This window comes from Actinomyces provencensis (assembly GCF_900155435.1).
Taxonomy (GTDB): Bacteria; Actinomycetota; Actinomycetes; order Actinomycetales; family Actinomycetaceae; genus Pauljensenia; species Pauljensenia provencensis.
Genome location: NZ_LT700212.1, coordinates 1,698,874 through 1,724,848, shown reverse-complemented (window position 1 = coordinate 1,724,848; position 25,975 = coordinate 1,698,874). Strand labels below are relative to the sequence as shown.

22 protein-coding genes are annotated in these 25,975 nt (G+C 72.0%); 10 read left to right on the top strand and 12 right to left on the bottom strand.

The features are described 5' to 3' along the window. Positions 1 to 19: 19 nt before the first annotated feature. Positions 20 to 2,029: an Lhr family ATP-dependent helicase gene (locus BQ9890_RS17045; protein WP_075890552.1), complete on the top strand. Its 2,010-nt coding sequence runs from the start codon at positions 20 to 22 to the stop codon at positions 2,027 to 2,029. Positions 2,030 to 2,164: 135 nt separating this feature from the next. Next, positions 2,165 to 2,704, top strand: a complete 540-nt coding sequence (gene hemG, locus BQ9890_RS07625) for a menaquinone-dependent protoporphyrinogen IX dehydrogenase (protein WP_075892900.1) — start codon at positions 2,165 to 2,167, stop codon at positions 2,702 to 2,704. 25 nt (positions 2,705 to 2,729) lie between these two features. Here hemG and BQ9890_RS07620 read toward each other — a convergent pair whose 3' ends face one another. Continuing rightward, the gene (locus BQ9890_RS07620) at positions 2,730 to 3,395 is read right to left on the bottom strand and encodes a LysE family transporter (protein WP_075890550.1); all 666 of its coding nucleotides are present in this window, start codon (positions 3,393 to 3,395) and stop codon (positions 2,730 to 2,732) included. An 84-nt stretch (positions 3,396 to 3,479) separates the two neighbouring features. Between BQ9890_RS07620 and BQ9890_RS07615 the strand changes: the two genes are divergently transcribed. The 3 genes from BQ9890_RS07615 (at position 3,480) to BQ9890_RS17040 (ending at position 6,218) form a co-directional block, all read left to right on the top strand. Next, a complete protein-coding gene (locus BQ9890_RS07615) occupies positions 3,480 to 4,562 on the top strand; it encodes a lactate/malate family dehydrogenase (RefSeq protein ID WP_075892898.1) in 1,083 nt (360 codons plus the stop codon). Continuing rightward, entirely contained in the window at positions 4,555 to 5,109 is a 555-nt protein-coding gene (locus tag BQ9890_RS07610; RefSeq protein ID WP_075890548.1) for an ACT domain-containing protein, read from the top strand. The genes BQ9890_RS07615 and BQ9890_RS07610 overlap by 8 nt, the downstream gene beginning before the upstream one ends. A 344-nt stretch (positions 5,110 to 5,453) precedes the next feature. After that, positions 5,454 to 6,218, top strand: a complete 765-nt coding sequence (locus BQ9890_RS17040) for a siderophore-interacting protein (RefSeq protein ID WP_456047831.1) — start codon at positions 5,454 to 5,456, stop codon at positions 6,216 to 6,218. Between the two features lie 99 nt (positions 6,219 to 6,317). On the opposite strand, the gene BQ9890_RS07600 is transcribed toward BQ9890_RS17040, so the two are convergent. After that, entirely contained in the window at positions 6,318 to 7,211 is an 894-nt protein-coding gene (locus BQ9890_RS07600; RefSeq protein WP_230297873.1) for an alpha/beta hydrolase, read from the bottom strand. Between the two features lie 227 nt (positions 7,212 to 7,438). Here BQ9890_RS07600 and BQ9890_RS07595 point away from each other — a divergent pair, with 227 nt between their 5' ends. Together BQ9890_RS07595 and BQ9890_RS07590 are read left to right on the top strand one after the other, a co-directional pair. After that, positions 7,439 to 7,819, top strand: coding sequence for a phage holin family protein (locus BQ9890_RS07595; protein ID WP_043536832.1), 381 nt, complete (start codon positions 7,439 to 7,441; stop codon positions 7,817 to 7,819). A gap of 102 nt (positions 7,820 to 7,921) precedes the next feature. Continuing rightward, the gene (locus BQ9890_RS07590) at positions 7,922 to 8,677 is read left to right on the top strand and encodes a DUF6308 family protein (protein ID WP_075890546.1); all 756 of its coding nucleotides are present in this window, start codon (positions 7,922 to 7,924) and stop codon (positions 8,675 to 8,677) included. Between the two features lie 96 nt (positions 8,678 to 8,773). Here the strand turns inward: BQ9890_RS07590 and BQ9890_RS07585 are convergent, their stop codons facing one another. The 3 genes from BQ9890_RS07585 to BQ9890_RS15875 form a co-directional block, all read right to left on the bottom strand. Beyond that, positions 8,774 to 9,829, bottom strand: a complete 1,056-nt coding sequence (locus tag BQ9890_RS07585; RefSeq protein ID WP_075890544.1) for a glycosyltransferase — start codon at positions 9,827 to 9,829, stop codon at positions 8,774 to 8,776. Then, complete coding sequence (locus tag BQ9890_RS07580; protein WP_230297872.1) at positions 9,826 to 12,414, bottom strand: sodium-translocating pyrophosphatase; 2,589 nt, start codon at positions 12,412 to 12,414, stop codon at positions 9,826 to 9,828. The genes BQ9890_RS07585 and BQ9890_RS07580 overlap by 4 nt, the downstream gene beginning before the upstream one ends. A 246-nt stretch (positions 12,415 to 12,660) precedes the next feature. After that, positions 12,661 to 13,149: a flavodoxin domain-containing protein gene (locus tag BQ9890_RS15875; RefSeq protein ID WP_195907646.1), complete on the bottom strand. Its 489-nt coding sequence runs from the start codon at positions 13,147 to 13,149 to the stop codon at positions 12,661 to 12,663. Between the two features lie 453 nt (positions 13,150 to 13,602). Between BQ9890_RS15875 and rmuC the strand changes: the two genes are divergently transcribed. Continuing rightward, on the top strand, positions 13,603 to 14,985 hold the full coding sequence (gene rmuC / locus BQ9890_RS07570; protein WP_075890540.1) for a DNA recombination protein RmuC: 1,383 nt from the start codon (positions 13,603 to 13,605) through the stop codon (positions 14,983 to 14,985). Between the two features lie 28 nt (positions 14,986 to 15,013). Here the strand turns inward: rmuC and BQ9890_RS07565 are convergent, their stop codons facing one another. The 5 genes from BQ9890_RS07565 to BQ9890_RS07545 all read right to left on the bottom strand — a co-directional run bounded on the left by BQ9890_RS07565 (position 15,014) and on the right by BQ9890_RS07545 (position 18,750). Next, positions 15,014 to 15,628 (bottom strand): dihydrofolate reductase, encoded by a 615-nt coding sequence (locus BQ9890_RS07565; protein WP_078062318.1) that lies wholly within the window; start codon positions 15,626 to 15,628, stop codon positions 15,014 to 15,016. Next, on the bottom strand, positions 15,625 to 16,383 hold the full coding sequence (locus tag BQ9890_RS07560) for a thymidylate synthase (RefSeq protein ID WP_230298013.1): 759 nt from the start codon (positions 16,381 to 16,383) through the stop codon (positions 15,625 to 15,627). Before BQ9890_RS07560 ends, BQ9890_RS07565 begins: the two co-directional genes overlap by 4 nt. 253 nt (positions 16,384 to 16,636) lie before the next feature. Next, the gene (locus tag BQ9890_RS07555) at positions 16,637 to 17,530 is read right to left on the bottom strand and encodes a hypothetical protein (protein WP_075890538.1); all 894 of its coding nucleotides are present in this window, start codon (positions 17,528 to 17,530) and stop codon (positions 16,637 to 16,639) included. 4 nt (positions 17,531 to 17,534) lie between these two features. After that, on the bottom strand, positions 17,535 to 18,002 hold the full coding sequence (locus tag BQ9890_RS07550) for an OsmC family protein (RefSeq protein WP_075890536.1): 468 nt from the start codon (positions 18,000 to 18,002) through the stop codon (positions 17,535 to 17,537). A gap of 247 nt (positions 18,003 to 18,249) precedes the next feature. Further along, positions 18,250 to 18,750: a DUF2505 domain-containing protein gene (locus BQ9890_RS07545; protein WP_075890534.1), complete on the bottom strand. Its 501-nt coding sequence runs from the start codon at positions 18,748 to 18,750 to the stop codon at positions 18,250 to 18,252. Positions 18,751 to 18,974: 224 nt separating this feature from the next. Between BQ9890_RS07545 and BQ9890_RS07540 the strand changes: the two genes are divergently transcribed. Next, positions 18,975 to 20,432, top strand: coding sequence for a sensor histidine kinase (locus tag BQ9890_RS07540; RefSeq protein WP_075890532.1), 1,458 nt, complete (start codon positions 18,975 to 18,977; stop codon positions 20,430 to 20,432). A 129-nt stretch (positions 20,433 to 20,561) separates the two neighbouring features. Continuing rightward, complete coding sequence (locus tag BQ9890_RS07535) at positions 20,562 to 21,278, top strand: M23 family metallopeptidase (RefSeq protein ID WP_075890530.1); 717 nt, start codon at positions 20,562 to 20,564, stop codon at positions 21,276 to 21,278. 117 nt (positions 21,279 to 21,395) lie between these two features. Here the strand turns inward: BQ9890_RS07535 and BQ9890_RS07530 are convergent, their stop codons facing one another. Next, complete coding sequence (locus tag BQ9890_RS07530; protein ID WP_075890528.1) at positions 21,396 to 21,644, bottom strand: WhiB family transcriptional regulator; 249 nt, start codon at positions 21,642 to 21,644, stop codon at positions 21,396 to 21,398. 306 nt (positions 21,645 to 21,950) lie between these two features. Further along, positions 21,951 to 25,421 carry an FtsK/SpoIIIE domain-containing protein gene (locus tag BQ9890_RS15295; protein WP_195907645.1) on the bottom strand — a complete coding sequence of 1,157 codons (3,471 nt, stop codon included), beginning with the start codon at positions 25,419 to 25,421 and terminating at the stop codon, positions 21,951 to 21,953. Positions 25,422 to 25,975 lie beyond the last annotated feature (554 nt).

Below are 25,975 nucleotides of genomic sequence, written 5' to 3'. Positions count from 1 at the left end.
GGGGCGCCGGGCCCGCGGGGTGGAGGGCGTGGCCGACCTGTTGCGGGAGCTCGGCCCCCTGGATGCCGCGGAGGTCGCCGCCCGCAGCGAGGATCCGGCCGGGGCCCGCCCCCACCTGGAGGATCTCGCCGCCCAGGGGCGGGCCCTGGAGGTGGGGCTCGGGGCCCGACGGGTGTGGGTGGCCGTGGAGGACGCCGCCCGCGTGCGTGACGCCCTGGGGGTCGCACTGCCCGCGGGCGTCGACGGCGTGTTCCTCGAACCGGTGGAGGACCCGCTCGGCGACCTCGTCCAGAGGCATGCGCGCACGCACACGGCCTTCACCACCTCCTCCCTGGCCCAGCGGTTCGGTGTGGGTGTCGCGGTGGTCGACCCCGTCCTCGAGGACCTGCGACGGCGCGACCGTGTGGTGCGGGGCCGCTTCGGTCCGGGTGTCGGTGCCGGGGTGCGAGTGGATGGGCATGGGGCGGACGCGGCAGGTGCCGCCGACGACGCGGGTGCGGGTGCCGGGACCGGTGCTGGCTGTCGTGCAGGCGCGGGTGCGGTCGCGGGGGAGGAGGGCACACCGGGCGACCCCCGTGGCGGGCACGAGTGGATCGGCACCGAGGTGCTGCGCACCCTGCGCCTGCGCTCCCTCGCTGCGGCGCGTGAGGCGACCCGCCCGGTGGCACCGGCGGCCTTCGTCCGCTTCCTTCAGGACTGGCACGGCGTGGGCGCGACGGGCGTGGGGGCCGAGGGCGTCGAGGGCGTCCTGCGTGCCCTCGACCAACTGGCCGGACTGGCCCTGCCGGCCTCCGTATGGGAGTCGCAGGTCCTGCCCGCCAGGGTTCCCGGCTACCACGGGGCGCTGCTGGACCAGCTGACCGCCACCGGCGAGGTCGTGTGGTGCGGGGCCGGACGCCTGGGTGCGGATGANGGCACTCCGGCGACTCCGGCGGCGGCCCTCCCCGGGTCGGCACCCGACGGGGCAGCCACGGACCTGCGCTCCGCGATGCTGGAGATCCTCGGCGACGGGGGAGGCTACTTCATCGACCAGCTGCGCCACCTCGTGATCGACCGGATGGGCGGGGAGTTCGCGCCCTCGTCGGCGGAGGTCGGGGACGAACTGTGGGAACTCGTGTGGCAGGGACTGGTCACCAACGACACCTACGCGCCGGTCCGCGCCCTGCTGGGGGGTGGGGGCAGCGCGCGGGCGCGGGCCGTGCGGGCGACACCGGCGTCCAGGGTCCGGATGCGTCCCCGCACGGGCCTGCGGCGTGCACCGGGTCCGCGGGCCCCCGTCCAGGCACGGCTGGGAGGACGCTGGTCACTGCTGGACCGCGGGGGAGTGTCCCCGACGGAACGGGCCCTGGTACGGGCGGAGACCCTCGTGGCACGCCACGGCGTCCTCTCCCGCGGTGGCGTCGCCGACGAGGGCGTCCCCGGCGGCTTCAGTGCCGTGCTGCCCGTCCTGCGCGTCCTCGAGGACGGAGGGCGGGTGCTGCGCGGCCACTTCGTGGCGGGTCTGGGCGGTGCCCAGTTCGCCGACCGGGGGGCGGTGGACCGGCTCAGGGGCTTCGAGGGGAACCACGGCGAGGCGGACACCGTGGCCCTGTCCTGCCTGGACCCGGCCAACCCCTTCGGGTCCGTGCTGGACTGGCCGCCGGTGGTGCGCCTCGGCCCCGCTGGAACCGGTCCACGTCCGTCGGAGGGGGAGCCGGGAGGTGGGTCACCCCTCGACGGTGAAGGCTCCACGGAGGCGCCCTCGCACGGGACCCCCACCCGCAGGGCCGGGTCCTGGGTGGTCCTGCGCGGAGGGCGGGCCGTGCTGTGGGCCCCGGGCGGGGGACGGGCGCTGCTGGCCCTCAGCGAGGACCACGCCGACCTCGCGGCCGCCTGCCGAGCCTGGGTGGAGGCGATCCGGCGCGGGGGCCTGACCCCGGTCACCGTGGAGACCGTGAGTGGCGAACCCGTGCACCGCACCCCCGTGGAGGACCTGCTGCGGGAGGCGGGCTTCTCCCTGACGCCCTCGGGGTTGCGCCTCTACCAGTGAGTGCGCGTGCCCGTGCGTGCGGGCGCGGCCCCGGGTGAGGTGACACGGCGTCGCGACTGGGGTGGTGCGGTCCCGCCTACCATTGACGGGCGCGACCACCCCGGCGCGGACCCACCCAGGGATTGGAACGACACCGTGGACATCCTCGTCCTGCACTCCAGCCGCTTCGGCCACACGACCCGCATCGCCCAGCGGATCACGGACCGCCTCGAGGAGGCCGGGCACGCTCCTGAGCTGCAGGAACTGGGACGGAACACGCGCGTCGACCCCGCGCGGCACCGGGCGGTCCTGGTCGGGGCCTCCGTGCGCTACGGGTACTTCTCGAGGTCCCTGTGGCGCTTCGCGGAGCGCAACGCCGAGGTGCTCGGGGGCATGCCGAGCGCGTTCTTCGGGGTGAACCTCGTGGCCACCAAACCGGGCAAGGACCAGGTGGACACCAACGCCTACACCCGCAAGTTCCTCGAGCGCACCCCCTGGCAGCCCACGGTGCGGGAGGTCTTCGCCGGTGAACTCGACTACCCCAGGTACAACCCTGTCGACCGTCGCCTCATCCAGCTGATCATGAGCCGCACCGGCAAGCCCACCGATCCCACCGTCCACGAGGTCTACACCGACTGGGACCGCGTCGACCGCTTCGCCGGCGAGTTCGCCTCCGCACTCGTGGACCGCGACTGACCCCACCGCGGGACGCGGGCGCTCCTCACCCCAGCGCGTCGAGGAGGATGCCCACCCCGAGCACCGCGACCACCGAGTTGCCCGCGACCACGGTGACGCGCTGCAGACCCGGGCCCGCGCGGCGGTGCAGGACCCCGCCCGCGCAGACCAGGAGGACCTGCCAGGCCAGTGAGGCGAAGCCCACGGCCGCCACGAAGAGGAGGACGGACGTGGCGTCCCCGGCCACCTGTGGGAGCCCCGCCACGAGTGCGGCGAAGTAGACGAGCGTCGCGGGGTTGACCAGGGTGAGGCCGACGAAGGTGAGGAAGCGGGCCGGGCCACCCGTTCCCCTCCCTGCCCCTGCACCCAGGGGTGGTGGTGTCGCGTCCGCCGGGGAGCCCGGAGCGGTCCGGGTCCCACCGACGGTGCCACGCCACAGTCCCGAGGCCGCGATCAGGAGCAGTGCACTCCCACCGATGACGCCCGGCCAGACACCGAGCGTGTCGATGAAGGGGGAGGCCGCCGCGCCCACGGTCGCGGCCAGCAGGCAGTAGAGCGTGTCGACCAGCGCGACGCCGGCCGCAGCCGGCCAGGCGTCGCGTGGTCCGCGCTGCACCCCTTCGCGGAGGAGCAGCACGCCGACCGGTCCCAGGGGCATGGCCACGGCGAGTCCTGCCGCCAGACCACTTGCGAGGACCGCGCCGACGTCCATGGCTGCACGGTATGCGAGTCGGTGACCGGGGGGCGACCTCGCCCGCATACCAAGAAATGACCAAACGGACCTATAGTGCTGCACATGGATGTGGCAGTGATCGGTGCGACCGGAGCAGTCGGGCGGGAGGTCTGCATCCAGCTCATCGAACGGCAGGTGCTCCCGCCCTCGTCACGCCTCCAACTGGTGGGGCGCGCCGGGGGGAGTTCGGGGCCCGCGGTCCACGGGTTCCGCGCGGACCTCCTCGACGCCTACGACGAGGTCGCCCCCATGATCGACGTGGCCCTGGACCCCAGCGAGGTCGTCGCCGACGTGGTCGTCTTCGCAGCCGGCGCCACCGCCCCGCCCAGGCCCGGTGCCTCGGCGGACCGCGACGCCCTCGCCGCCACCAACGCGCGCGTGTTCGCCTCCTACGCGCAGGCCTTCGCCGAGCACGCCTCCGGGCGTGAGGTGGTCATCATGGTCACCAACCCCGTCGAGCTCGGGGTCGCCATGATGGCGCAGGTCCTCGACCGCCACCAGGTCATCGGCATGGGGGCGTGGCTGGACACCCTGCGCCTGCGCCGCGAGATCGCCGGGTCGCTCGGCATGCGCCGCCACCGCATCTCCGGTTTCGCCGCGGGCCAGCACGGCAACGGCGTGGTGCCGCTGTGGTCCTCGGTGCGCGTCGCGGGGCTGGACGTGCCCGAGCGGGCCGCGGCCGTGCGCCGGATCCGCGGTCCCAGGTCGCTCGACACCTTCTCCGAGGAGATCGCCGCCGCCCAGACCCGGTTGCGCGACGTGGCGAGCGAGGACGTGGCCCAGGCCTTCGACCTCGTCGAGACCCTTCCCCCCGACCTGCGCATGGTGGTGGGGGCGTGGATGACGCACCAGTCCGGGGCCCGCACCGCGGTGGGCACCGCCAATGCCACGGTGGAACTCGTGGCGACCCTCATGGACGGACGCGAGATCGTCGTGGCGGGGCAGGTACCCCTGGAGGGGGAGGTCACCCTGGAGGGACAGCCCGTCACCGGGGTCCTCGGGGTGCCGGTGGTCCTCGGTCCGGAGGGATGGTCGCGGGCGCTGCTGACCGACCTGGCCCCGGATGAGGAGAGGCTCCTGGCCGCCACCAGCGCCCACATCCGGCAGCTGTGCGAGCCCTACCTGCAGGAGGTGGCCCATGTCTGAGACCGATCCGCGACCCGCCACCGATTCCGACGGCCCTGAGACCGTTCAGACCGTTGTCCCCTCGGCGGCCCCCTCCAACAGGGCCGCCGGGGAGATCGACCAGGACCCCGGGTGGGTCGTCATCGTGCGCACCGCCGACCGTTCGGGCGTGGTCACCCAGCTCGCGGGCGTCTTCTCCACGCGCGGCGTCAATGTCGACTCCATCGCCACGGGGGTGCCGGGGGCCGGGATGGCCGACGTGACCTTGACGTTCCGGGCCTCGGAGCGCAGGTGCCGACAGCTCGCGCGCTCGGTGGAGCGGCTCGCGTCAGTGCGCGAGGTCGTGGTCCGCAGCGAGGACGACCCCCGCGTCCACGCCGCGGCCGTGATCATCATGGGGCCGGGTGAGGAGTTCACCCCTGACCCCTCCTTGGTCCTGCGCTGGTCGGGGGACACGGCCCAGGGTGAACCACTGCTGGCCGAGGGACCCTACGACTCCGTGCGCCGTCTGGTGAACGCTGCCTCCGACCGTGCCCTGACGACCGGAGTCGTCCTCTCCGCCTTCTGATCCGCCGCCGGTGCGTCTGCAGGCTCCCGATGCGGGCCGCGCTGGGGGTGGGCAGCGGCCCGTGCGTACCGCGTGGCCCACTTGGGCCGGGCCGCGAGTCGCGGTCACCCGCGCGAGGGCGACCGGAGTGGGGAAGGCGTGGACGTCCGGGATCCGACATGCGTCGGGTGGATGGACCAGGGCTCGGGGTCGCCCCACGGGAGCGGACCTCATGCCCAGAACAGGGCGGACTTCGACCCCGGAACAGAGCGGACTTCGGCGAGGGGTGGGGTCTGGACCCGGGGCGGCGCACCTGCGACAATCCCCACCAGGGAAGGTGAGCCTCACCTCAGATCGGAGTGGAGATGGGTCGCGGCTACCAGGGGGCCGTCCTGAACGTGCTGCGCGCCCCCGAGTTCGAACTCGACATCCGCGACGTCGCTCCGGCGGGGGACTACAAGCGGGTCCGCGTGCACAACGAGGACCTCCTGGGACACGGCCGGACCCGGGAGCTTCCCCCCACCGTCTGGGTGCGACTGTGGATCCCCGAGGGGGACAGGGAACACCAGCGGGGCTACACGCTCGTGGAGATGGACCACGACGCGGCGGAGGCGACCATCTACCTCCTCCACCACGAACCCGCCGGTCCCGCCTCGCGCTGGGCCCTGGGGGTGCAGACCGGGGCCCGGGTCCCCGCCCAGCTCTACGGCGGGACTAGGTACCGCCCACCCGTGGCCGGGACCCGGCTCCTGCTGGTCGGTGATCCGGCCTCCGTCCCCGCCATCGCCGACGCGCTCGCGGCGGCGCCGCCCTCGTGCACGGCGGAGGTGGTCCTCCAGGCCCCGGAGGACCAGTGGCTGCCACGGGGGGACGTTCCCGGGCGGGTGACCCGCGTCGACCCGGACCTGGGGAGTGACGGAGGCGCCCGACTGGGCCTGGGTCGCGCTGGAGTCCACACCCACCCGCCGGGTGCGTCGCGCGCTCCTGGATGCCGGTGTGCCTCGCGGGGCGGTCCAGCACCAGGCGTACTGGGTGCGGGGGCGCGCGATGGGGCGCACCGACGACTGAGGGGCCTCGCGTGCGGCGGCACCTCGCCAGTGGTCGTCGCAGGTGCGAGGGCGACACCCTGACGGAAGGGGCTCCCTCACGAGGGCGGTGCCGTTCCGGGGGAGCCCGGACCGCTGGGAGGTGCCGCAGGTGGTGGGTGCTGGGGTGGTGGGTGCCGACGGTCAGGAGAGCGCCCGACGGGTCTCCTCGACGATGCGGTCGCAGACGGGTTGGACGACGCTGCGGGGCGCGCCGAGGATGTTGAAGCCGTGCCCGACCCCGTCCACGTCGACGTGGGCGACCAGCGCGCCGGCCACCTCCAAGCGGGTGGCATAGCGGGTGCCCTCGGCGCGCAGGATGTCCCTCTGCGCGGTGACGACGAGGCCCGGCGCGATGCCCGCCAGTGAGGCGGTGTCCCAGCCCGAGGCCGGTGAGGCGGGTCGGTGGCGGCGTCTGCGGGGATCAGGGCAGTAGGCGCGGTCGAAGACCGGTCCCATCCACACCAGCAGCGCCTCGGTGCCCGGCGCCCTCTTCGTCCACGACGGGACGGTCAGGTCCAGGGGCGGGTACATGAGGACCTGGAGGGAGATGTCCGGCCCGCCCTCCTCCAGCGCCAGGCGGGACACACCCGCAGCGAGTGCACCGCCCGCCGACTGTCCGCCCACCACCAGGCGCGACCCGTCCCAGGGACGGTCGGGGGAGGCGGCCCACACGGCGACGTCGTGGGCCTGCGCCACGGCACCGGGGAAGCGGAGCTGGGGTGCGGTCCCGTAGTCCACGTTGAGCACCGTGACACCCGCGTGGGCCGCCAGGTAGCGGCACAGGGGATCGTCCTGCTCCGGGTGACGCAGGACGAATCCGCCCCCGTGGAGGTTGACGTAGACGCCCCCGCTGCCGGGACCCCCAGCGGGCTGGTGGACGGTCGCGTCGACGGGGCCCAGACGGGTGGGGACCCTGACCCGGTGGGTGCGTGCCGGGACCTCTGCGAAGGAGATGTCCGCCGGGATCCGAGCGGCGCCCGGCGCACGCTGCGCCAGCAGGGCGATGCGGTCGGCGAGGCAGAGGGGGAGCTCCACGGTCAGGTCCTTCCCGGAGACACGAAGTCGGTGCCCACGCTAGTGCAGGGCGGACGGGCGGACGGGCACGCGGTGGTCGGCCCCCGCGGTGGTCGTGGCTGACACGAAAGACCCCACACGTCGAGCACAATGGTGCACAGGTGCTCCCCGGGGCGCTGCGGACCCGGCACCCCTGCCGGGACCGGGAGCCGGGTCCAGACGACCCGCGCACGACGAAAGGTCCTCCCATGCCACGCTTCCTCATCCGTATCGGTGTGACGCTGGCGAGCGCGGCGATCGGTCTGGGTGTCGCGGTCCTGCTCGTTCCCGGGTTCAAGGTCCAGCTCGGGGCGTTCGTCTTCGCCGTCATCACCTTCACGATCGTCCAGGCGTTGCTCGCCCCGCTGGTCTCCCGGCTCATCGGGAAGCACGTCCCCGCCCTCGAGGGTGGGGTCGGCATCATCTCGACCCTGGTCTCGCTCCTCGTGGTGGCGCTCGTGCCGGGCGGGGTCTCGGTGAACCGGATCTCGACCTGGCTGATCGCCGCGGTCATCGTGTGGCTGTTCACCGGGCTGGCAGGCGCATTCCTCTCCTACCTCCAGAGGAAGCGGGACACGACGGAGGACTGAGGACTTCGCGGCGGACGGGAGAAGGGGCCTCTCCCATCTTTCCGTGCAGGACAGGGCTCAGTGGTGGAGAAATCCAGCCTGCCCGGGTGAGACGATGCGCGGATGACGAGAAGCGCTGAACTGCAGGTCCCGGAGATCTTCCGGCGTGAGGACGACGAGACATACGCCGACAACCTCCTTCGGGACTATTGCAGGAACTTCGACGGGCACCTGGTTGATTCCCTTGGACAGAAGAGGAACCTGGGGGTCGACTCGTGTCGGGTCACGTCCGAGGACCTGCTCGCCGTCCAGATGCTGTCGGTGAAGGTTCCGGCCAGGGCAGTCAAACGGATCCTTGAGGACGAGGCGGAGATCATCGAAGCACTCCTCGGGGGAGCTCCGGGGCCGGAGACACCGATCTGGGAGGTCGATGAGGCCCAGCTGACCGACGAGGGCGTGCCCTTGTCGTGTCTGTGGAACCTCCTGCGAAGGAATGCCGGGGCGCCGCTCCGGTACGACGGGAAGCAGAGCAAGGTGACCGGTGAGAGGGACGGAATGGGGCCGACACTGGTCAGCAAGCTCATGGCGAGGAAGAGGCCGGGCCTCATCCCGATCTCGGACGCCGTGGTGACAACGGCCCTGGGCCTTCCCCGCAGCGGGGAGGGCCACTGGCTGCGTGCGCGAGCTCTGATGCTCGAGAACGTCACGTACCAGGGTGAGCAGATGCCCCTCCACGAACGCCTGGAGAGGGCCGTCGAGAAGACGGAATCCCGTGTCCCGATCACGCCGCTGAGGGCTCTGGACATCATCCTGTGGTACGCCAACAATCCCGCTCCCTCCACTGCGGACCTCAGGGCGAAGGTGTCCAGGACGAGGTGAGGCGACCGACGTGGACGGAAGAGGAGGGGGCGGGGCGCACCAGCGCCCCGCCCCCTCCTCAGACGATGTGGTCGTCAGTTGCCCGGTGGCCCCGCCTCACTCCCCGAACCACGTGTGGACGCGCTCGCGGATCTCACGGTCGAAGGCGTCGTCACTGTGGCGGTGCTGGATCCACTCCACGAAGCTGCCCCCCACCAGGTCGTCCAGTTCCTCCCGGCAGGCGGCCGTGTCGGTGACGGCACGCTCCAGCATGTCCACGGCCTCCTCCCGCGTGCGGTAGAGGAAGGGGTAGTGGGAGGGCACCAGGGCCCGCGCCCACAACCGGTCGGGCAGGATGCCGATGGCACCGGCGCCCATGGCCTCCACGTAGGAGAGCCCGTAGGACTCCTCGGTGGCGGTGGCGACGAAGGCCGTGGTGTGGGCCAGTGCCTGCCAGTAGGACTTGCGCGACGCGGTCAGGGGCCCCACCCAGACCCAGTTGCGCCGGGAGATCTCCATGGCCGGCTCGCTGACCAGGTGGGACTCGTGCAGGCGCATCTCCACCTCGATGGGGGTGCGGCGGTGGACTTCGTCGACGATGGCCATGAACTCCTGGGGGCCCTTGCGCTCGGAGAGGTAGATGGCGGGGTAGAGGACCACCGGCACCTCGGGTTCCTCACGCGGCTGGACGTGCTCCAGTCGGAACCCCAGGTTCACCCAGGACAGCTTCGCCTTCTCCGACAGGCGCCCCACCGTCCACTTCGCGACCGTCTCACGGACCTCCGTGGCCGTGCGCTCGGAGTTGGCGAAGGTCGGGAACAGCGCGCAGGACAGGGCGAAGCTGGCCAGCTGCACCTCCTCCACCAGGGACGACGTCGGCCACCACACGAAGTTCATGATCCGGGGATGGATGCCCCCGCTGGAGTGGAACAGCGTGTTCCACACCCCCAGGGAGTCGACCACGTCCATGTTGATGAGGACGGTCTCCTCCGGGTCGATGAACTCCAGGGGCACCAGGTCGAAGCCCTCGCACCTGCGTGCCCCGGGCCCCACCAGCATCGCGTCGGGGAAGAGCCGCAGGAGACGTCGGACCAGGGTGGCACCTGCGTCGTGGCCGGTGACGTGGCCGCCCTCGTCGACGATGGTCGCGTCCCGCTTGATGGCGATCCTCATGATGTGACTCCCATCGGTTCCGAGGTGGTGTCGTCCTCGTCCTCGGAGATGCCGGTCTGGATGCGCATCCCGTAGAACGAGCGGTGGATGAAGTAGGCGGCGACCAGGAAGAAGGCGACGGCCAGGACGTGGACCAGGGTGCCCATGCCCTGACCCGTGAGGCTGACGGCCAGCTTGACGGCGAGCAGTCCGAACAGCGTGGTGAACTTGATGATCGGGTTGAGGGCCACCGAGGACGTGTCCTTGAAGGGGTCACCCACCGTGTCACCGACGATCGTGGCGTCATGGAGGGCGGTGCCCTTGGCGTGGAGGTCGACCTCGACGACCTTCTTCGCATTGTCCCAAGCCCCGCCCGCGTTCGCCATGTAGATGGCCTGGTACAGACCGAAGATCGCGATCGAGATCAGGTAGCCGATGAAGAAGTAGGGTTCCACGAAGGCGAAGGACAGGGTCGCGAAGAACACTGCCAGGAAGATCTGGAGCATGCCCTGCTGGGCGTACTGGGTGCAGATCTCCACCACCTTGCGTGAGTCCGCGTCACTGGCGCGCTCCTGGCCGGGCTCCAGGCGGATGGTCCGCTTGATGAACTCCACCGCCCGGTAGGCGCCCGTCGTCACCGCCTGGACGGAGGCTCCGGAGAACCAGTAGATGATCGCGCCGCCGGTGATCAGCCCCAGCAGGAAGGGCGCGTGCATGATCGAGAGGTTCTCGATGTCGCTGGTCAGGCCCCCGGTGAGCCCGATGATGATGGAGAAGATCATGGTGGTCGCCCCCACCACCGCAGTCCCGATGAGGACCGGCTTGGCGGTCGCCTTGAAGGTGTTGCCGGCCCCGTCGTTCTCCTCCAGCATGAGTTTGGCCGTCTCCCACTGCGGCGCCACACCCAGGTCGCGGGTGAGCTCGGCATCGACGTCGTCCTCGTGCTCGATGCGGGAGAGCTCGTAGACGGACTGGGCGTTGTCGGTGACCGGCCCGTAGGAGTCCACGGCGATCGTGACGGGCCCCATGCCGAGGAACCCGAAGGCCACCAGGCCGAAGGCGAACACGGCGGGGGCCAGCATGAGGTCACCGAGCCCGCCCAGGGAGATCAGGTAGGCGACGCCCATCAGGCCCACGATCGTGATGCCCAGCCAGAAGGCGGAGAAGTTGCCCGCCACCACGCCGGAGAGGATGTTCAGCGAGGCACCTCCCTGGCGAGAGCTCTTGACGGTCTCGCGCACGTGGCGCGACTTCGTGGAGGTGAAGACCTTCACCAGTTCCGGGATCAGGGCGCCCGCCAGGGTGCCGCAGGTGATGATCGTGGCCAGGCGCAGCCAGACGTCGCCCCCCAGGTCACCCAGGACGAACCAGGTCGTGGCGTAGGTGATGACGATGCACAGGACGGACGTCAGCCACACCAGCGAGGTCAGCGGTGCTTCGAAGTTCATGCGCTTGGCCGAACGCCACCGGGACAGGGCCCACCGCGCGTTGACCGCGTAGGCCAGGGCGGAGGCGATGATCATGGCGGCGCGCACCACGAAGATCCACACCAGGAGGGTGGCCTGCAGGGCGGGGTCGTGGACGGCGAGCAGCACGAAGGTGATCAGTGCGACGCCGGTGACACCGTAGGTCTCGAAACCATCGGCACTGGGGCCCACCGAGTCGCCCGCGTTGTCGCCGGTGCAGTCGGCGATGACACCGGGGTTGCGGGGGTCGTCCTCGTCGATCTTGAACACGATCTTCATGAGGTCGGAGCCGATGTCGGCGATCTTGGTGAAGATGCCGCCCGCGATGCGCAGGGCGGAGGCGCCGAGTGACTCCCCGATGGCGAACCCGATGAAGCAGGCCCCGGCCACGTCGGCGGGCAGGAACAGGAGGATGACCAGCATCATCAGCAGTTCCAGGGAGATCAGGACCATGCCGATGGACATGCCCGACTTCATGGGGATGCGGTGGATGTCGATGGGGCGCCCGCGCAGCGAGGCGTAGGCGGTGCGGGAGTTGGCGAAGGTGTTGACGCGGATCCCGAACCACGCCACCACGTAGGAGCCACCCATGCCCAGCAGGGAGAACGCGATGACGGTGAGGGTGCGGCTCCACGTGAAGCCCACCAGGAACTTGTAGTAGATGAGGATGACCGCGGTGATGAACACCCACAGGACCATGAGGAAGCGTCCCTGCTTGACCAGGTAGGCCTTGCAGGTGGAGTAGATGAGTTCCGAGACCTGCAGCATGGAGCGGTGCACGGGCAGACGTTTGAGCTGCAGGTACGTGACCAGGCCGAAGACCAGGCCGAGGACGCACACCCCCAGGCCGACGACGAGGAGGGCGCGCCCGGAGATACCCGAGGCCAGTGTCACCGGGGCGAGGTCGGGCAGTTCCAGGGAGGCCTCGCCGCCGTGGACGGTGCCGCCGCCCCCGCTGGTGCCGTCCGTGCCCGCACCGCACCCGGCCAGGAGTGCGGCCGTGGCGGAGAGGAACAGGGCGGGGAGGGTGCGGGCCCGCGGGCGGGGGTGTGGGTGCGGATCCGGTCGTGGGCCGGCCCCGCGGGTCTCGGGGTGTGGGTGGGGGCGGGCCTGGCGGTGGCCAGGAGTGGAGTGGGCCATCGGTCCTCGGAGGGTCGGTCGAGCGTCATTGCTGTCCTGACCAGCCTAGGAGTGCAAGCCCGTGCGGCGGGAGTGGGGCGGAGGTGGGCGTCCGTGCAGTGGGGTGGGCGCTCGTGCAGGTGGGGACGTCCTGGCGGGGGCTGGGCCGAAGGTCCCGGGTGGGGTGGTGCTGTGTGGCGGGGCGGACCGGTCGTGGGGGAGGTACAGGACATGGACGAGGGCGGCCCCGGCGACCTGTCCGCAGGTTCAGCCCTGCAGCTCCGAGACGAAACGGCTGAGGGCGTCCTCGTCGATGGCGTCCACGTCCGTGCGGGTCTTGGCCATGCGCGTCACCACGAAGCGCTCGAAGCGGTTCATCCGCGAGAGGCGGAGACGACCGCCGAGGAAGCCCACCGCGACCGCGCGCGCACGCAGCTCCTCGGGGTAGGTGTTGGCGAGCTCGCGTTCCCGCCCCTCGGCGTCGGGCACCATGCCGATGAGGAAGAGACCCACACGGGCCGTGCCCGGGATGCCGGCGCGGACGAGGTCCTTCATGGCGGGCAGGGGCTGGCCCGCGTAGATCGGGGTGCCCAGGACCACCAGGTCGAAGGACGCCAGGTCGGGGGTGCCGTCGGCGAGGTCGTGGACCACCACGTCCTGGTCCCCGGGCCGCGCGTCCTGCAGCTCCCGGGCGATGCGCTGGGCAATGTCAGCAGTGGTGGAGTGCTTGCTGGCGAAGACGACTGCGGACTTCATGGTGGCCTCTCGGTGGCTCTGTGTGCGGTGGGCGGAGTCGACCGGGTTCCCACCCGACCATCCGTCCACCCGGGTCCACCCCTGTGCCCCGACGAGTAAGCGGCGCGTGGACCCCCCACAGGGTACCCATCTCCCGGTCGGGAGCGGGTGTGGGGACCCAGGTGCGAACAGGGGTGGGACCGCACTCGTCGAGGGTCCCCGCCGGGGGCCGCGTCGGCCGCAGTGCGTGCGGATCGCGCCCCACGGACTCTGCCTGCCTCCGCGCCCGTCCCACCGCGCCCCACCGGCACCTGTGCGGGCCCCGACGCCCACCGGCACCTGTGCGCGTGCCCACGCCCGCCGGCACCTGTGCGCGTGCCCACGCCCGCCGGCCCCCCCACGCGGGCACGGCCGGGCCGGCCGGCGGGAACCCGGCCCGACCCAGGTGCACATGTCCGGCCGTACCCTGCAGCCATGACAGCGACGATCGTGGTGGCGGTGTGTGCAGGAGTGGTGCTCGGCGCGGTGCTGGGTTGGGTGGCGGCCGGGAAGGTACTGCGGGCGGGGGCGGCTCCGGAGCTCTCCTCCGCGCTCGCGGCCGCCCGGGCCCGCATCGAGGTGCTCGAGCAGGAACGCGGGCGCAGTGAGGAGCTGTGGCGCGAGCGCGTCGACCAGTACGAGCACCAGCGCCAGGAGGCCGCTGAGCTGTTGGAGACGACGAGGGCGGAGGCCCAGCGGCGCCTCGACGAGCAGCGGCGCGACCTGGAGGCACGCATCGCCGAGCAGGCCCGCGTGCGGGAGCAGGAACTGCAGGACACCGCCGCCCGCCAGCACCGGGAGGAGGAGCAGCGGGGACGGGTCCTGGAGGCCCTCGCCCCCGTGCGCGACCGCCTCACCGCCGTCCAGACCGCGGTGACACGCATGGAGAGCGAGCGCCAGAGCCAGTACGGGGCCCTGGGGGAGCAGCTGGCCCGGGCGCGTGAGGCCGACCAACAGCTGCGGGCCACGACCTCGGCCCTGGAAGCTGCGCTGCGCAACACCTCGGTGCGGGGCGCATGGGGGGAGGCCCAGCTGCGCAACATCGTGGAGTCCGCAGGGCTCGTGGAACACGTCGACTTCGACGTGCAGTCCTCGGTGTCCACCGAGGAGGGGCGCAAGCGTCCCGACATGGTCCTGCACCTGCCAGGGGGCAAGTCCCTGCCCATCGATGCGAAGGTGCCCTTCGACTCCTACATCCGTGCCATGGAGATCCCGGCCAACGCCGACGGGGAGGAGGGACGCCGCCGCGCGGAGCTGATGTCCGCCCACGTCAAGGCGCTGCGCAGTCACGTCGATGCCCTCGCCAAGCGCACCTACTGGGAGGCCCTGGACGCCAGCCCCGACTTCGTCATCGCCTTCGTGCCCTCGGAGTCACTGCTCTCCGCCGCGCTGGAGGCGGACCCGAGCCTGTTGGACCACGCCTTCCAGAAGCGCGTGGCGTTGGCCTCCCCCGTCACCCTGTGGTCGGTGATGCGCACGGTCGCCTACGCCTGGCAGCAGGAGGTGCTCACCGACCAGGCCAAGGAGCTCTTCGACCTGTCCCGCGAGCTGTACTCCCGGATCTCGGTGATGGCGGGACATGCGGAGTCGATGCGTTCCAGCCTGGAGAAGTCGGTGGTCGCGTGGAACAAGTTCGCCGGTTCCCTGGAGACCCGCGTCCTGGTGACGGCCCGGAAGCTGGGGACGCTCGACGAGTCCAAGGTGATTCCCACGCCGCGGACGGTGGAGCAGGCACCGCGCCTGCTGACCGCGCCCGAGTTGGTCCCCTCCGAGGTGACCGGCGGGCAGAGTGCCGCAGCGGAGGGAGATCCCGCCTGAGCAGGCTCCCCGGGGTCGGGGCGGGAGGTCAGCGGCGCAGCCAGGTGGTGACGCGCCAGCGGGCGTCACCGGAGACGGGCCGCCAGTCGGCGTCCGTGCGCGCAGGGTCCACCCTCCACACCGCCGGATCGATCTCGGGCGCGCGGACCAGGTGTCCCCGGTACCCGCTCGCCACGGCATCGAGGTCCAGGTCGGTGACGACCAGCTCATCGACCAAGTCCATCGCCTCCGCGTAGACCCGTCCGCCCCCGGTGATCCACACGGTGCAGGCCCCACCGTCCCTCGCCAGTGCCCGGCCCAGGTCGATGGCCGCCTCCAGGGAGGTGACGACCTGCGCCCCGGGTGCGTCGTAGTCGGGGTCGGAGGTGATGACGATGTTGGGGCGCTGCGGGAGCGCCCCGCCGAGGGACTCCCACGAGGCGCGCCCCATGATCACCGGGCAGCCCAGCGTCTCGCTGCGGAAGTGCCTGAAGTCCGCGGGCACGTGCCACAACATGCCCGAGCCCGTCCCGAGGACGCGTGAGCGGTCCTGGGCCCAGATGGAGGCGATGAGCGGGCCTCGCCCTGCACTCTCCCGGTCCCCGGTCGCGCTGCTGGCCGTTCCCTCCGGGGCCACCCCACCCCTCGTGTCCCCGGCACTCATACGGCCACGGGTGCCTTGATCGCGGGGTGGTGACGGTAGTCGACGACCTCGACGTCGGAGAAGTCGTAGTCGAACATCGACGCAGCCCGGTGCAGTTCCAGCCGGGGGAAGGGGTAGGGCTCGCGCGAGAGCTGCTCGCGCACCTGCTCCACGTGGTTGTCGTAGACGTGGCAGTCGCCGCCCGTCCAGATGAAGTCCCCGACCTCCAGGCCCGCCTGCTGGGCGAACATGTGGGTGAGCAGCGCATATGAGGCGATGTTGAAGGGCACGCCGAGGAACATGTCGGCGCTGCGCTGGTAGAGCTGCAGGCTCAGACGGCCCTCGGCCACGTAGAGCTGGAAGAAGGCGTGGCAGGGCTCCAGCGCCATGTCCGGCAGGCTCCCGACGTTCCACGCCGAGACCACCATGCGCCGGGAGTCCGGGTCGGTGCGCAGGGTCTCCAGCACGTGGGAGATCTGGTCGATGCGGCGGCCCTCCCCGGCGTCCCACGACCTCCACTGGACCCCGTAGACGGGTCCGAGGTCGCCGTCCTCGTCGGCCCACTCGTTCCAGATGCGGATCCCGTGCTCCTGCAGCCAGTGGACGTTGGAGTCCCCGCGCAGGAACCACAGGAGTTCCCCGACCACGGACTTCAGGTGCACCCGTTTGGTGGTGATGAGCGGGAAGCCGCGGGAGAGGTCGTAGCGCAGCTGCGCGCCGAAGAGGGAGCGCGTGCCCGTCCCGGTGCGGTCGCTCTTGGGGGTGCCCCGGGCCATGATGCGGCCCAGGAGGTCCTCGTACTGGCGGTCCACCACTGATTCCTCCACGTTCACTCCTCCGTCGCCGCGTCATTCGCAGCGGGTCCAGTGTGCCAAGTCTGTGCCCCATTGACGAGGGCGTCCCGCCGCTGCGGGGGCGGGGTGTCCGCGGGGAGGCGGATCGGGGTCGGTGGACGCGGGAGGAGCGTGAGCCCTCCCGCGTCCCGGTGGTCGTCGGCCTGCTCCGCAGCGTTCGTGCTGTCGGTGGGGCTCAGTCCTCGGGGACCGGCCCGGCGCTCGTGCCGTCGATGGTCGGGGGTGTCGCACCCGGTGGCACCAGTGCCTCGAAGGGCACGTCGGGCACCCCGTCGTCGTCCTCGACCTGGACATCGATGATGCGGGGGTCGCCCTCGTCGATGGGGACGGGACCCAGTGCCACCTGCACGCCCTCCACGACGCGGCGCGCCATGGTCCGCCCGATGCCCCACCCCACGGCCGCACCCACGCCGAAGGGGATCATCCTGCCCAGGGTGGAGGTGGTGGTCGTGCTGACGACCTTCGAGCGCAGCCAGCGTGTCATCAAGTGGTTGAACTGGTGGGCGGAGGCCGTGCGGATCTGGAGGAAGGAGTCCCGGAACCACGCCACCGACTCGATGCCGAGCTGGGCGGAGATGTACTCCGCGCCCTCGCGTCCCGTGAGGACCGCGAGCACCAGCGAGGTGCGTTTGGCCGGGTCACGCAGGTCGATGCCGTGGAGGTGGGCGACGACCAGGGTGTAGTGCGCCGCCTCGGAGACGAAGGCCACCAGCTGTGCGCCCGAGGCGGTGGCAGAGACCGCCGTCCCGACGCCCGGCCAGGCCGCGGCGGCACCCACCGCACTGCTCTCCACCCCGACGCGGCGCATGAAACGACGCGTCGCGATCTCCACCAGCTGGGCGGGCGAGGCACCGGGGAAGTCCTCGCGCAGCTTGCGTGCCGTGCGCAGGCTGGCCGCACGGGGTACGTCGACGGCGTGGCGCCAGGTCCCCGGCGCGGCGGTGCTGCCGGCGGCGTCGGTGGTGGCCTCCTCGGTGGCGTCGTCGGTGGTGGCGTCCTCGGTGGAGTGACCGGTGGAGCGCCCACGGCGGGGCAGGTGCACCAGGTGACGGCTCCGGGGCAGCTTCACGGTCTCAGTCCTCCTCGGCGGCGGGCTCCGAGGTGAAGGTCTTGGTGTAAGGCGTGCCGCGCACCAGGGTGTGGCCGATGGTGCAGTTGCGGTCGATGGCGGCAGAGGCGCGGCGCTCCAGGTCCTCCCGGGCGGAGTCGTCGAGTCCGGAGAGGTCCTGGACCAGCTCGACCTGGAAGGAGTCGAAGCGGTCGGCCTCCTTGTCGTAGGCGCCCGAGACGCCGATGACCTGTGAGAAGTCCTCGCCCAGCGCGTTCTCCAGACGGCGGTCGGAGGACATCGCGTTGCATCCCGCCAGGGCGATCTTGAGCAGGTCACCGGGGGAGAAACGGCCGGGACCGTCCCCCAGGACCAGCTCGGCACCGCGCGCATTGCGTGCAACGTACTGGCGGGTGCCCTGGCGCTCCAGGAACAGGGGAGGGGTGGGTCCGCCGTCGGCGGTGGGGGAGGAGTCCTTCGGTGTGATCTTCATGGGTCCATTGTGGTCCAGTGGCACGCAGGCGCGCTCGGGGACGCGGCAGGGGTGGACGCAGGTGAACGGCGATCGGCGTGTGGTGTCGGGTGGTCGACGACCAGGGGCCGGCACGCGGTGGGGCGTGTGCGGTCCCCGGAGCTGGGAGGAGCGTGGTGTGCGCTGTTGACGCGCTGACGCGCTGACGCGCTGACGCGCTGGGGCGTGCGCGGTGCGCGGTGGTGGGGCGGTCGGGTCGTGCCGGGGCTCACTGCTCCGGGTGGGCCTCCAGCCAGGTGCGGGCGTACCCCAGTTCCCGCAGGATGACGGAGTGGACCGAACCGGCTGCCTCCTGCTCCACACGACGACCCACCAGGGGGATGGAGACCGACAGGTCCGCATCGACTGTCCGGGTCGTGGTCCCGGCCTGCCCGGTGAGCACCGAGACCGCACGCAGTGAGACAGGAGCGCCCTTGACCTTGACCTCGGTGGTGCCCCGACGGATCATGCCCTGGGCCGGCGCCCACGTCTCCACGATGCTGACGCTGAGCCCGGAGCGCACGAAACGACGCGCGGCGGAGGGCAGCACGGAGGTGTCGATGTCGGCGTCCACCGCGATGGTCGTGGTGCCCTCCTCCTCGGTGACGCGGACCTGGGGGTCGACCACGCCGCGCACCGCCACTCGGGAGCGCGTGTACTCCGGGTCTGCGAACATCTCGCCGATGCGCTCGAGGGTGGCGGGGTAGGTGTAGGAGTCCTTGATGTGCATGGCGACCTCCTGGGGTCGGGGCTGGGATGTGGGATGGGTTCCGGAATCCGGGTTCTGGGTTCTGGGCCGGCGCTGCGGGCGTCGGCGGAGTGGCCGTCAGCGGGACGGCTGTCGGCGGGTTGGCCGCGAGCGTGCCCGGCAGTACCGGGCGCCTCCCCCGGGGAGGGGGTTGCCGCGGGTGACCGTGGCCCGGTGGCCCCGGCCCCCAGCACTACAGTGGGGGCATGCGAAGCCTGATGCAACTCGCGGAGGAGGCGTCGGCGACCCCGCTGTCCGAGTCGGACATCGACTGGCTTCACCTCCTCCTCGCCGACTGGCAGGTCCTGGCGGATCTCGCTGCGGCCGACCTGGTCCTGTGGCTGCCGGCCGATGACGGCCGCTTCGTGGCCGTGGCACACTGCCGACCCGCGACCTCCGCGACGGTCCACCTCGACGACATCATCGGTCTCTACCTGCCCGCGGCCCGCGAGGCCGAGCTGCACCGGGCGGTGGCCACGGGCACGGTGATCCGGCCGGCGGCCGCCCGTTGGGCGGGCACCTACTCGATGATGGAGACCTGCGTGCCGGTCTTCCACGACGGCCGCACCATTGCGGTGATGACCCGGGAGTCCAACATCTCCTCACCCCGCCTGTCACTGGGCGCCCAGGGCTGGACGCAGGCAGCGGCGGACGTGCTGTGTCAGATGATCACCCGCGGGGAGTACCCCTACGACTCCACACCCACGGTGACCACTCACGGCGTACCGCGCGTGCTCGACGGGGCGATCCTCCTGGACGAGGAGGGTGTCGTCCAGCAGTCCACACCCAACGCGGTCTCCTGCCTGCGTCGACTCGGCATCCGGGAGTCGATGCGCGGGCACGTCCTCGCGGAGTACATCACCGACGTCGTCTCCGATGAGACGATGGTCGAGGAGACCCTGGCCGTGGTCGTCATGGGGCGTGCGTCCTGGCGCGTGGAGATCAGCGCCCACGCCTCGACCGTGACCATGCGGGCCCTGCCGCTCATGGAGGGACGTACCCGTCTGGGGGCGGTGATCCTCACCCGTGACGTGTCCGAGGTGCGCCGTCGCGAGCAGGAGCTCATGACCAAGGACGCGACGATCCGCGAGATCCACCACCGCGTGAAGAACAATCTCCAGACGGTGTCCGCGCTCCTGCGTCTCCAGGCGCGTCGCAGCCAGTCGGACGAGGTGCGTGCCGCACTGGCCGAGGCGGGTCGGCGCGTCCAGGCCATTGCGACGGTCCACGAGGCCCTCTCCCAGAACGTCGAGGAGGAGGTCGACTTCGACGAGGTCGCCCGCTCGATCCTGCGGCTCTCGGGAGCCGTGGCCACCACCGACCACTCCGTCGACGTGGTGACGACGGGGAAGTTCGGGATGGTCGGTGCCGACTACGCCCAGGCGCTGGCGACCGTCCTCAACGAACTGGTCGCCAACGCGGTCGAGCACGGGCTGGCCGGGCGTGACGGTGTCGTGCAGATCGACGCCCAGCGCGACGAGGACGGCGTGCTCGTGGTCCGTGTCATCGACAACGGGGTCGGACTGGAGCCCGGGACCCCCATGACGGGCCTGGGCACACAGATCGTCAACCAGATGGTGCGCGGGGAACTCCACGGCACCATCGAGTGGGAGCCGGGGGAGCAGGGCGGCACGGTCGTCACGCTGCGCCTGCACCTGGACTGACCGAAGGCACGGATCCCGAGGGGAGTTCTCGGGGTGTGCTTCAGGGCCCCGCCGGGGGGCCTGCTCTGGGGGGATCCCTTCCGGTGTCAGATGTCATGTGTCGGTGCGACCCGTCCGGGAGAGGAAGCCATGGCAGCCCCCATCGACCTGGAGTACCCCTTCGCCGGGCGCTGGCTCGTGCGCAACAGCCCGGCCGACCGTGTGCCCAGCCACGGCACGTCCTCCTTCGCCTCGTCCTTCGCCATCGACTTCGTCCCCGTCGACGAGGGCGCACGCACGGCACCCCTGAGGCTGGCCTCGTTCCTGCGACCTGAGCCTCCGGAGGGCTTCCCGGGCTTCGGTCGCCCGGTCCTGGCACCCCTGGAGGGGACCGTCCTGGCCGCGCGGGACGACCAGGAGGACCACGCGGCGCACCGCGGTCTGCCGTCCATCGCCTACATGCTCACCCAGGGCAGCCGGGCCCGGGACGGGTGGAGGGCGCTCGCGGGGAACCACGTGTTCATCAGGAGTGACGGCCCCGTCGTCGTGGTGGTGGCCCTGTGCCATCTCCGGCTGGGGAGCGTGACGGTCGAGGTGGGGCAGCGGGTGCGGGTCGGCGAGGAGATCGGGCGTTGCGGGAACTCCGGCAACAGCACCGAACCCCACCTCCACATCCAGGCGATGGACGGGACGGACGTCGAGCACGCCTCCGCGGTGCCCGTCACGTTCAGGGGCTCACTGCCTCGCAACGGGGACGTCATCGACCCCGACGGAACCCCACCGCACGGAACCCCACCGCACGGGCCAGCACCGGAGGGGCCAGGACCGCACGGACCGTCACCGCACGGGGCGCAGCCGTCGGGGTGAGTGGCCTTCTCCCGGCCGTCTGACCCACTGGGTGTGCGGGACGCCCCCGGGGCAGGAACACGTGGGGCCCGCACCATTCGGTGCGGGCCCCACGTCGAGTCCGGAGGAGGACGGTGTTCAGGAGGCGCGACGCGCGCGGGCGGCGCGGCGCTTGAGGGAGCGGCGCTCCTCCTCGCTCATGCCACCCCAGACACCGGAGTCCTGGTTGTTGTCGATGGCCCACTGCAGGCAGACCGTCTGTACGGAGCAGGCATGGCACACGGCCTTGGCCTCAGCGGCCTGGGCGATGGCCGGACCGGTGTTTCCGATCGGGAAGAAGAGCTCGGGGTCGACGCTCAAACAGGCTGCCTTGCTCCGCCAATCCATTCCACAGTCTCCATTCAGTGGTGAGGGGAGGTGAACAACTCCCAACACGTCAGCAACTCGACGAACAACGGTGTCCAGTTTGGGTCATGACCCAAGGGGCGGCAAGAGTCGATGGCCACATGATTCCCGATTGCCGTGTGCGAAGCATCACGTCGGTGTCATTTCAGCGAGGCAGTTGACTCCGTGGACGATTACCAGGCCCGTTCAAGACCCTCCCCTGAACTGTCCATGACCAGGAGCAGAAGGTCTGGACGCAGCCCGGGTGGCGCCGAAGGCCCCTGACGTGGCCGTTCGGGCGGATCCTCGTCAGTGGGTGGGGAGCACGAGGCGGGTCACCCTGCCCGCGTGGGCGAGGACCCCGGAGTGCAGACCCCACTCCATCGCACGCAGGGAGGGTGGGCAGTCCCGCGACGATGCGGCGAGCATGCGCAGGGCCTCCTCGCCGGGGTCGAGGGCGATGATCGGGCGCGCACCCAGGGTGCGCAGTGCCGGCCACTGGTCCGGGTGCACGACGGTGACCCCCGGGACGGGGTCGGGGCCGAGCGTGGGCCCGGGATCGGGCCCGGGATCTGCCCCGGGATCGGTGGGGGAGCCGGTACCGGGACCGGCTCCGGGGAGCCGCGACCCACGAACCGAGCCTGCTGCCCGCGCAGCACTCCGTTGGGCGGGGGCGCGCAGGGCCTCCAGGCGGCGGAGGGCGGGGCCGGGGTCCGCCGCGACCACCACCCAGTCCAGGTCCCTGGGCACCCGCAGGGGGAGCAGCTCGGGCCCAGCCCACCCCAGTGCCCAGTCGGGAAGGTGCTCGTCGACATCGGGAGCGCTGCGTACGCACCACGGTGGCGCAGCGTGGGCAGGCAGGGGTGCCGGTGGTGCGGCTGCTGACGGGTAGGGCTCCAGTGGGACCTGGCAGCGGAGGTGTCCGGAGGCGCCCTCGTCGAAGCCCCGGGCGAGCACGCGACCGGGGACGCGGGAGGTCGGTGCACTCGCGGGCAGGCCGGAGCGCAGCGCCTCCTCGCTGCTGCCCACGAGCAGGAGACGATGGGGCAGGTGCGGAGTCGCACCCGTGGACGCTGCCCCGATGTCACCAGGTCGGGCCACGACGAGGACGACTCCGGCTCGGTCGGCGGATGCGAGGATCCGCCCCCACCAGGCCCTGCCCCGGCCGGGACCCAGGGCGCGGTCGATGCCCTCGGTCATCGACTGGACATCGGTGACGACGAGCACGGCGGGCCCGTGCCGGAGGACACCTTCCAGCAGCATCGAGACGACGCCGGGGTCGTCGGGACGGATCCAGGTCACACACCTCGCGGGGCGTGTGTGCGCGTGCGAACAGGCGTGGAGTGGCAGTGCGCGTCCGGTGGCGATGCGCGTCCCGAGGGACAGGGCGAGGGCCTCCAGCTCGCCGCTGCGAAATGCGGGCCCCTCCACGCTGATGCCGCCGGAACGCCACAGCAGCGGGCCGTGCGAGGTTTCGGAGATGCGGTCGGCGAGTGCCAGGGGGAGGGCGGGTGGGACATCGGGTGGGACGGTGGGGAGGGGCGTGGACGGGTGGCCGGGTCGGAGGACGGGTGGCAGTGTGATCGCGCTGCCCGGGGCCGGGACCGGGGCCGGGACGGAGGGCTGCATGCGGGGGATGTCCGCCCACGAGCAGTGTTCGGGCAGGTCGGGGGCCCACAGTCGTGCCCGGGCCACGGGCACGGGTCCGCGTGGGTCACTGGTGGTGGGGGAGATGACCCCGGCGACGGGGGCGCCCTGTCCCCAGGAGTGGGCGACTGCTGTGACCTCCTCGTCGATGTCCGGGACCCATGCCACCTGGAGGACTCCGCTGCCGCGCAGCACCGCCCGACCCGGCAGACGCGGCAGGCGGGCGGCGGCAGCGGAACCCAGGACATCGAGGGAGTCCGCCTCCTCCGCGCACCTGAGGGCCAGGCGGACCTCGATGTTGGCGCGCATGGCCGGGGTGAGGGCGCCCGCCGGCCGCTGCGTGGCGGCAATCAGGTGCAACCCGAGGGAGCGGCCCTGGGCGGCGAGTCTGACCAGGGCCTCCAGGGTGGTGGGGTGGGAGTCTGCGAGGATGCGGAACTCGTCGATGACGACGAGCACGCGCGGTGGTGGTGTCGGCGCCCGCCCGAGTGCATGTGCCAGTTCCCAGCGCGCCAGGTCGGGGACACCGACGTCGGCCAGTTCGCGCTCGCGGTTCACGAGCAGGGCGCCCAGACCCGTCAGTGCCCGCTCGGTTGCCGAGGGGTCCAGATCGGTGAGGACCTCCTCGGTGTGGGGCAGGGCCGCGAACGGGCGCAACGCAGCTCCCCCCTTGTAGTCGATGAGGACCAGTCGGAGTCGGTCGGGGGAGTGCTTGCCGGTGAGGGAGAGCAACCAGGTCGCCAGGGCCTCGGACTTCCCCGACCCGGTCGTGCCCGCCAGCAGTGCATGGGGGCCGTCGCGGACGAGGTCGATGGTGACGGGTCCTCCCTCGCCCATGCCGATCAGCGCGGGCAGACCCGTGTGACCTGTGGTGGGGGCGGGAGTGGCGGGGTGCGCAGACCCGGGGGGAGCGGCCTCGTCGACCTGTGCGCCATCCGCGACGAGGGGGTCCGCGAGCAGCTGCCCGAGCTCGGTGAGCAGGACGCAGGAGGGCAGACCCTCGCGGTTGCCGACAGGGTCTTGACCTGCAGGAACGGCGCGCGCGACCTGGCGCCACCACAGTGGTGAGACAGGTGGATCGGGGTCCTCGACGACCCGGTCGCACCACGGCGGGAGGCTGCGGTAGTCCCTCGCGATCCCGACGTGGAGTGCCGGCGGTGCACCCCCGCCCGTCTCCCCGGATGCCGGCACGTGGTGCCTGCCCGGGGGTGTGGGCGCTCCTCCGGCCCCGCCCGCTCCGTCCCCGTCCCCGCCGGACTCAGCTGCGGTCCGTTCACAGTGCGGGCACACGTCCGAGTCGACGACGTGGACGGGTGTGCCACCGTCGCCGAGCACGAACGACTGCTGCGCTTCCCCGCTCCCGTCGTCGCTCCGGTCCGACCCGCTCCCGAGGATCCCGGCGGTGCCGAAGGATGCGGTCGGGGGCAGGCTGACGACGGCTCCTCCGGTGCGGGCTGCCACCTGCGCGCACCACCACAGTGCCGCCTCCAGGGCGCGCGGACCGACCAGACCCAACCGCCGGACCGTCTCCGGGGTGGCTGCGCCGCCGCTCCCGCCTGCAGGGAGTGATCGCCCGGAGGCAGCCCGTGCCGGTCCTGCTCGCAGGGGACCACTCGCCCACCCACCGGCTCCCGTGCCCGGACCGGTGGGCTCCGACGGGCCGAGCCCGACCACGGGGGTGCCCGCGGCCCCGTCCGCGGGGACCAGGTCCGCACACAGGGCGCCACGGGTCCCGGGGCGTCCGGGCCAGAGCCATCCCGCCCCGTGCCCAGGATCTCGTGGTGCCGCCGGGTGGGTCGGTGCCCCGAGCTCCGGTCCCGGGGCGGAAGGACCTGTCGACTCCAAGGAGGCGAGCAGCAGGGCGAGGTGGGCGGCATCCCACCGGGCCCACCTCCTGGAGCGTCGGGAGCGGCGCACCCCGAGGACCACCACGGCAACGGACACGACGGTCCCTGCGAGGAGCAGAGACATGCGTGCGCCTCCCATCGCCCACACCCGCCACAGCAGGAAGCCGACCAGCATCACGACCGGTGCCAGAGCCATCGGTGACGGCGCTCGGCGCCCTGGAGGTTCGGGCCAGACGAGTGAGTCCGGGCGCTCGCGGACCTCGAAGACGTCCTCCCCGATCCGCACGCGCGAGCCCACACGCAGGCACTCGCGCCGCGAGGGGGAGACACGCTCGGACCCCGTCGCGGTGGGGACGGTGGGAACGCTGGGCGCGGGTGGCTCGGGTGGCACGCTGGGTGCCGGTCGCTCGGTGGGCGCCGGTGGCACCGGGAGCGGCCGGGACCTCGTCGACGCGGGGGCCGGCCCGGGCGCCTCTGCCGGAAGGGCCGGAGCCCGGGGTGGCGGGCGGAGCGCGGAGGGCATGGAGGGCATCGAGTGTGAGGAGGGAACGCGCCTGCTCCGGCGCAGGACTCCTGGGTAGTCCACGGTGGTCCCATTCGCGGAGGCGAGATCCTCCACCCGGGCGACTGGGGGGCGTCGCCCTCGTCCCTGTCGTGCCCACCCGCGGCGTGCCGCACCGTGCCCCTCCTGGCCGTGTCGTCCCCGAGCGTGCCCGGGCGGCAGCGGGGACACCCGAGCGTGGCGGCGCGAGGCAGAGGCGGTGGAGAGCGGCACGTCGCCCTGCCTGCCCAGGACCATGGGTTCCGTGAGGGGCACGACGGCACCGATGTCGGGCCCGG

Excerpts from the sequence above, each read along its gene's own strand:
- BQ9890_RS07620 (WP_075890550.1), bottom strand. The coding sequence starts at position 3,395 with ATGGACGTCGGCGCGGTCCTCGCAAGTGGTCTGGCGGCAGGACTCGCC.
- BQ9890_RS07615 (WP_075892898.1), top strand. The coding sequence starts at position 3,480 with ATGGATGTGGCAGTGATCGGTGCGACCGGAGCAGTCGGGCGGGAGGTC.
- BQ9890_RS07610 (WP_075890548.1), top strand. The coding sequence starts at position 4,555 with ATGTCTGAGACCGATCCGCGACCCGCCACCGATTCCGACGGCCCTGAG.
- BQ9890_RS17040 (WP_456047831.1), top strand. The coding sequence starts at position 5,454 with ATGGGTCGCGGCTACCAGGGGGCCGTCCTGAACGTGCTGCGCGCCCCC.
- BQ9890_RS07595 (WP_043536832.1), top strand. The coding sequence starts at position 7,439 with ATGCCACGCTTCCTCATCCGTATCGGTGTGACGCTGGCGAGCGCGGCG.
- BQ9890_RS07590 (WP_075890546.1), top strand. The coding sequence starts at position 7,922 with ATGACGAGAAGCGCTGAACTGCAGGTCCCGGAGATCTTCCGGCGTGAG.
- BQ9890_RS07585 (WP_075890544.1), bottom strand. The coding sequence starts at position 9,829 with ATGAGGATCGCCATCAAGCGGGACGCGACCATCGTCGACGAGGGCGGC.
- BQ9890_RS07580 (WP_230297872.1), bottom strand. The coding sequence starts at position 12,414 with ATGGCCCACTCCACTCCTGGCCACCGCCAGGCCCGCCCCCACCCACAC.
- BQ9890_RS15875 (WP_195907646.1), bottom strand. The coding sequence starts at position 13,149 with ATGAAGTCCGCAGTCGTCTTCGCCAGCAAGCACTCCACCACTGCTGAC.
- rmuC (WP_075890540.1), top strand. The coding sequence starts at position 13,603 with ATGACAGCGACGATCGTGGTGGCGGTGTGTGCAGGAGTGGTGCTCGGC.
- BQ9890_RS07565 (WP_078062318.1), bottom strand. The coding sequence starts at position 15,628 with ATGAGTGCCGGGGACACGAGGGGTGGGGTGGCCCCGGAGGGAACGGCC.
- BQ9890_RS07560 (WP_230298013.1), bottom strand. The coding sequence starts at position 16,383 with ATGGCCCGGGGCACCCCCAAGAGCGACCGCACCGGGACGGGCACGCGC.
- BQ9890_RS07550 (WP_075890536.1), bottom strand. The coding sequence starts at position 18,002 with ATGAAGATCACACCGAAGGACTCCTCCCCCACCGCCGACGGCGGACCC.
- BQ9890_RS07545 (WP_075890534.1), bottom strand. The coding sequence starts at position 18,750 with ATGCACATCAAGGACTCCTACACCTACCCCGCCACCCTCGAGCGCATC.
- BQ9890_RS07540 (WP_075890532.1), top strand. The coding sequence starts at position 18,975 with ATGCGAAGCCTGATGCAACTCGCGGAGGAGGCGTCGGCGACCCCGCTG.
- BQ9890_RS07535 (WP_075890530.1), top strand. The coding sequence starts at position 20,562 with ATGGCAGCCCCCATCGACCTGGAGTACCCCTTCGCCGGGCGCTGGCTC.
- BQ9890_RS07530 (WP_075890528.1), bottom strand. The coding sequence starts at position 21,644 with ATGGATTGGCGGAGCAAGGCAGCCTGTTTGAGCGTCGACCCCGAGCTC.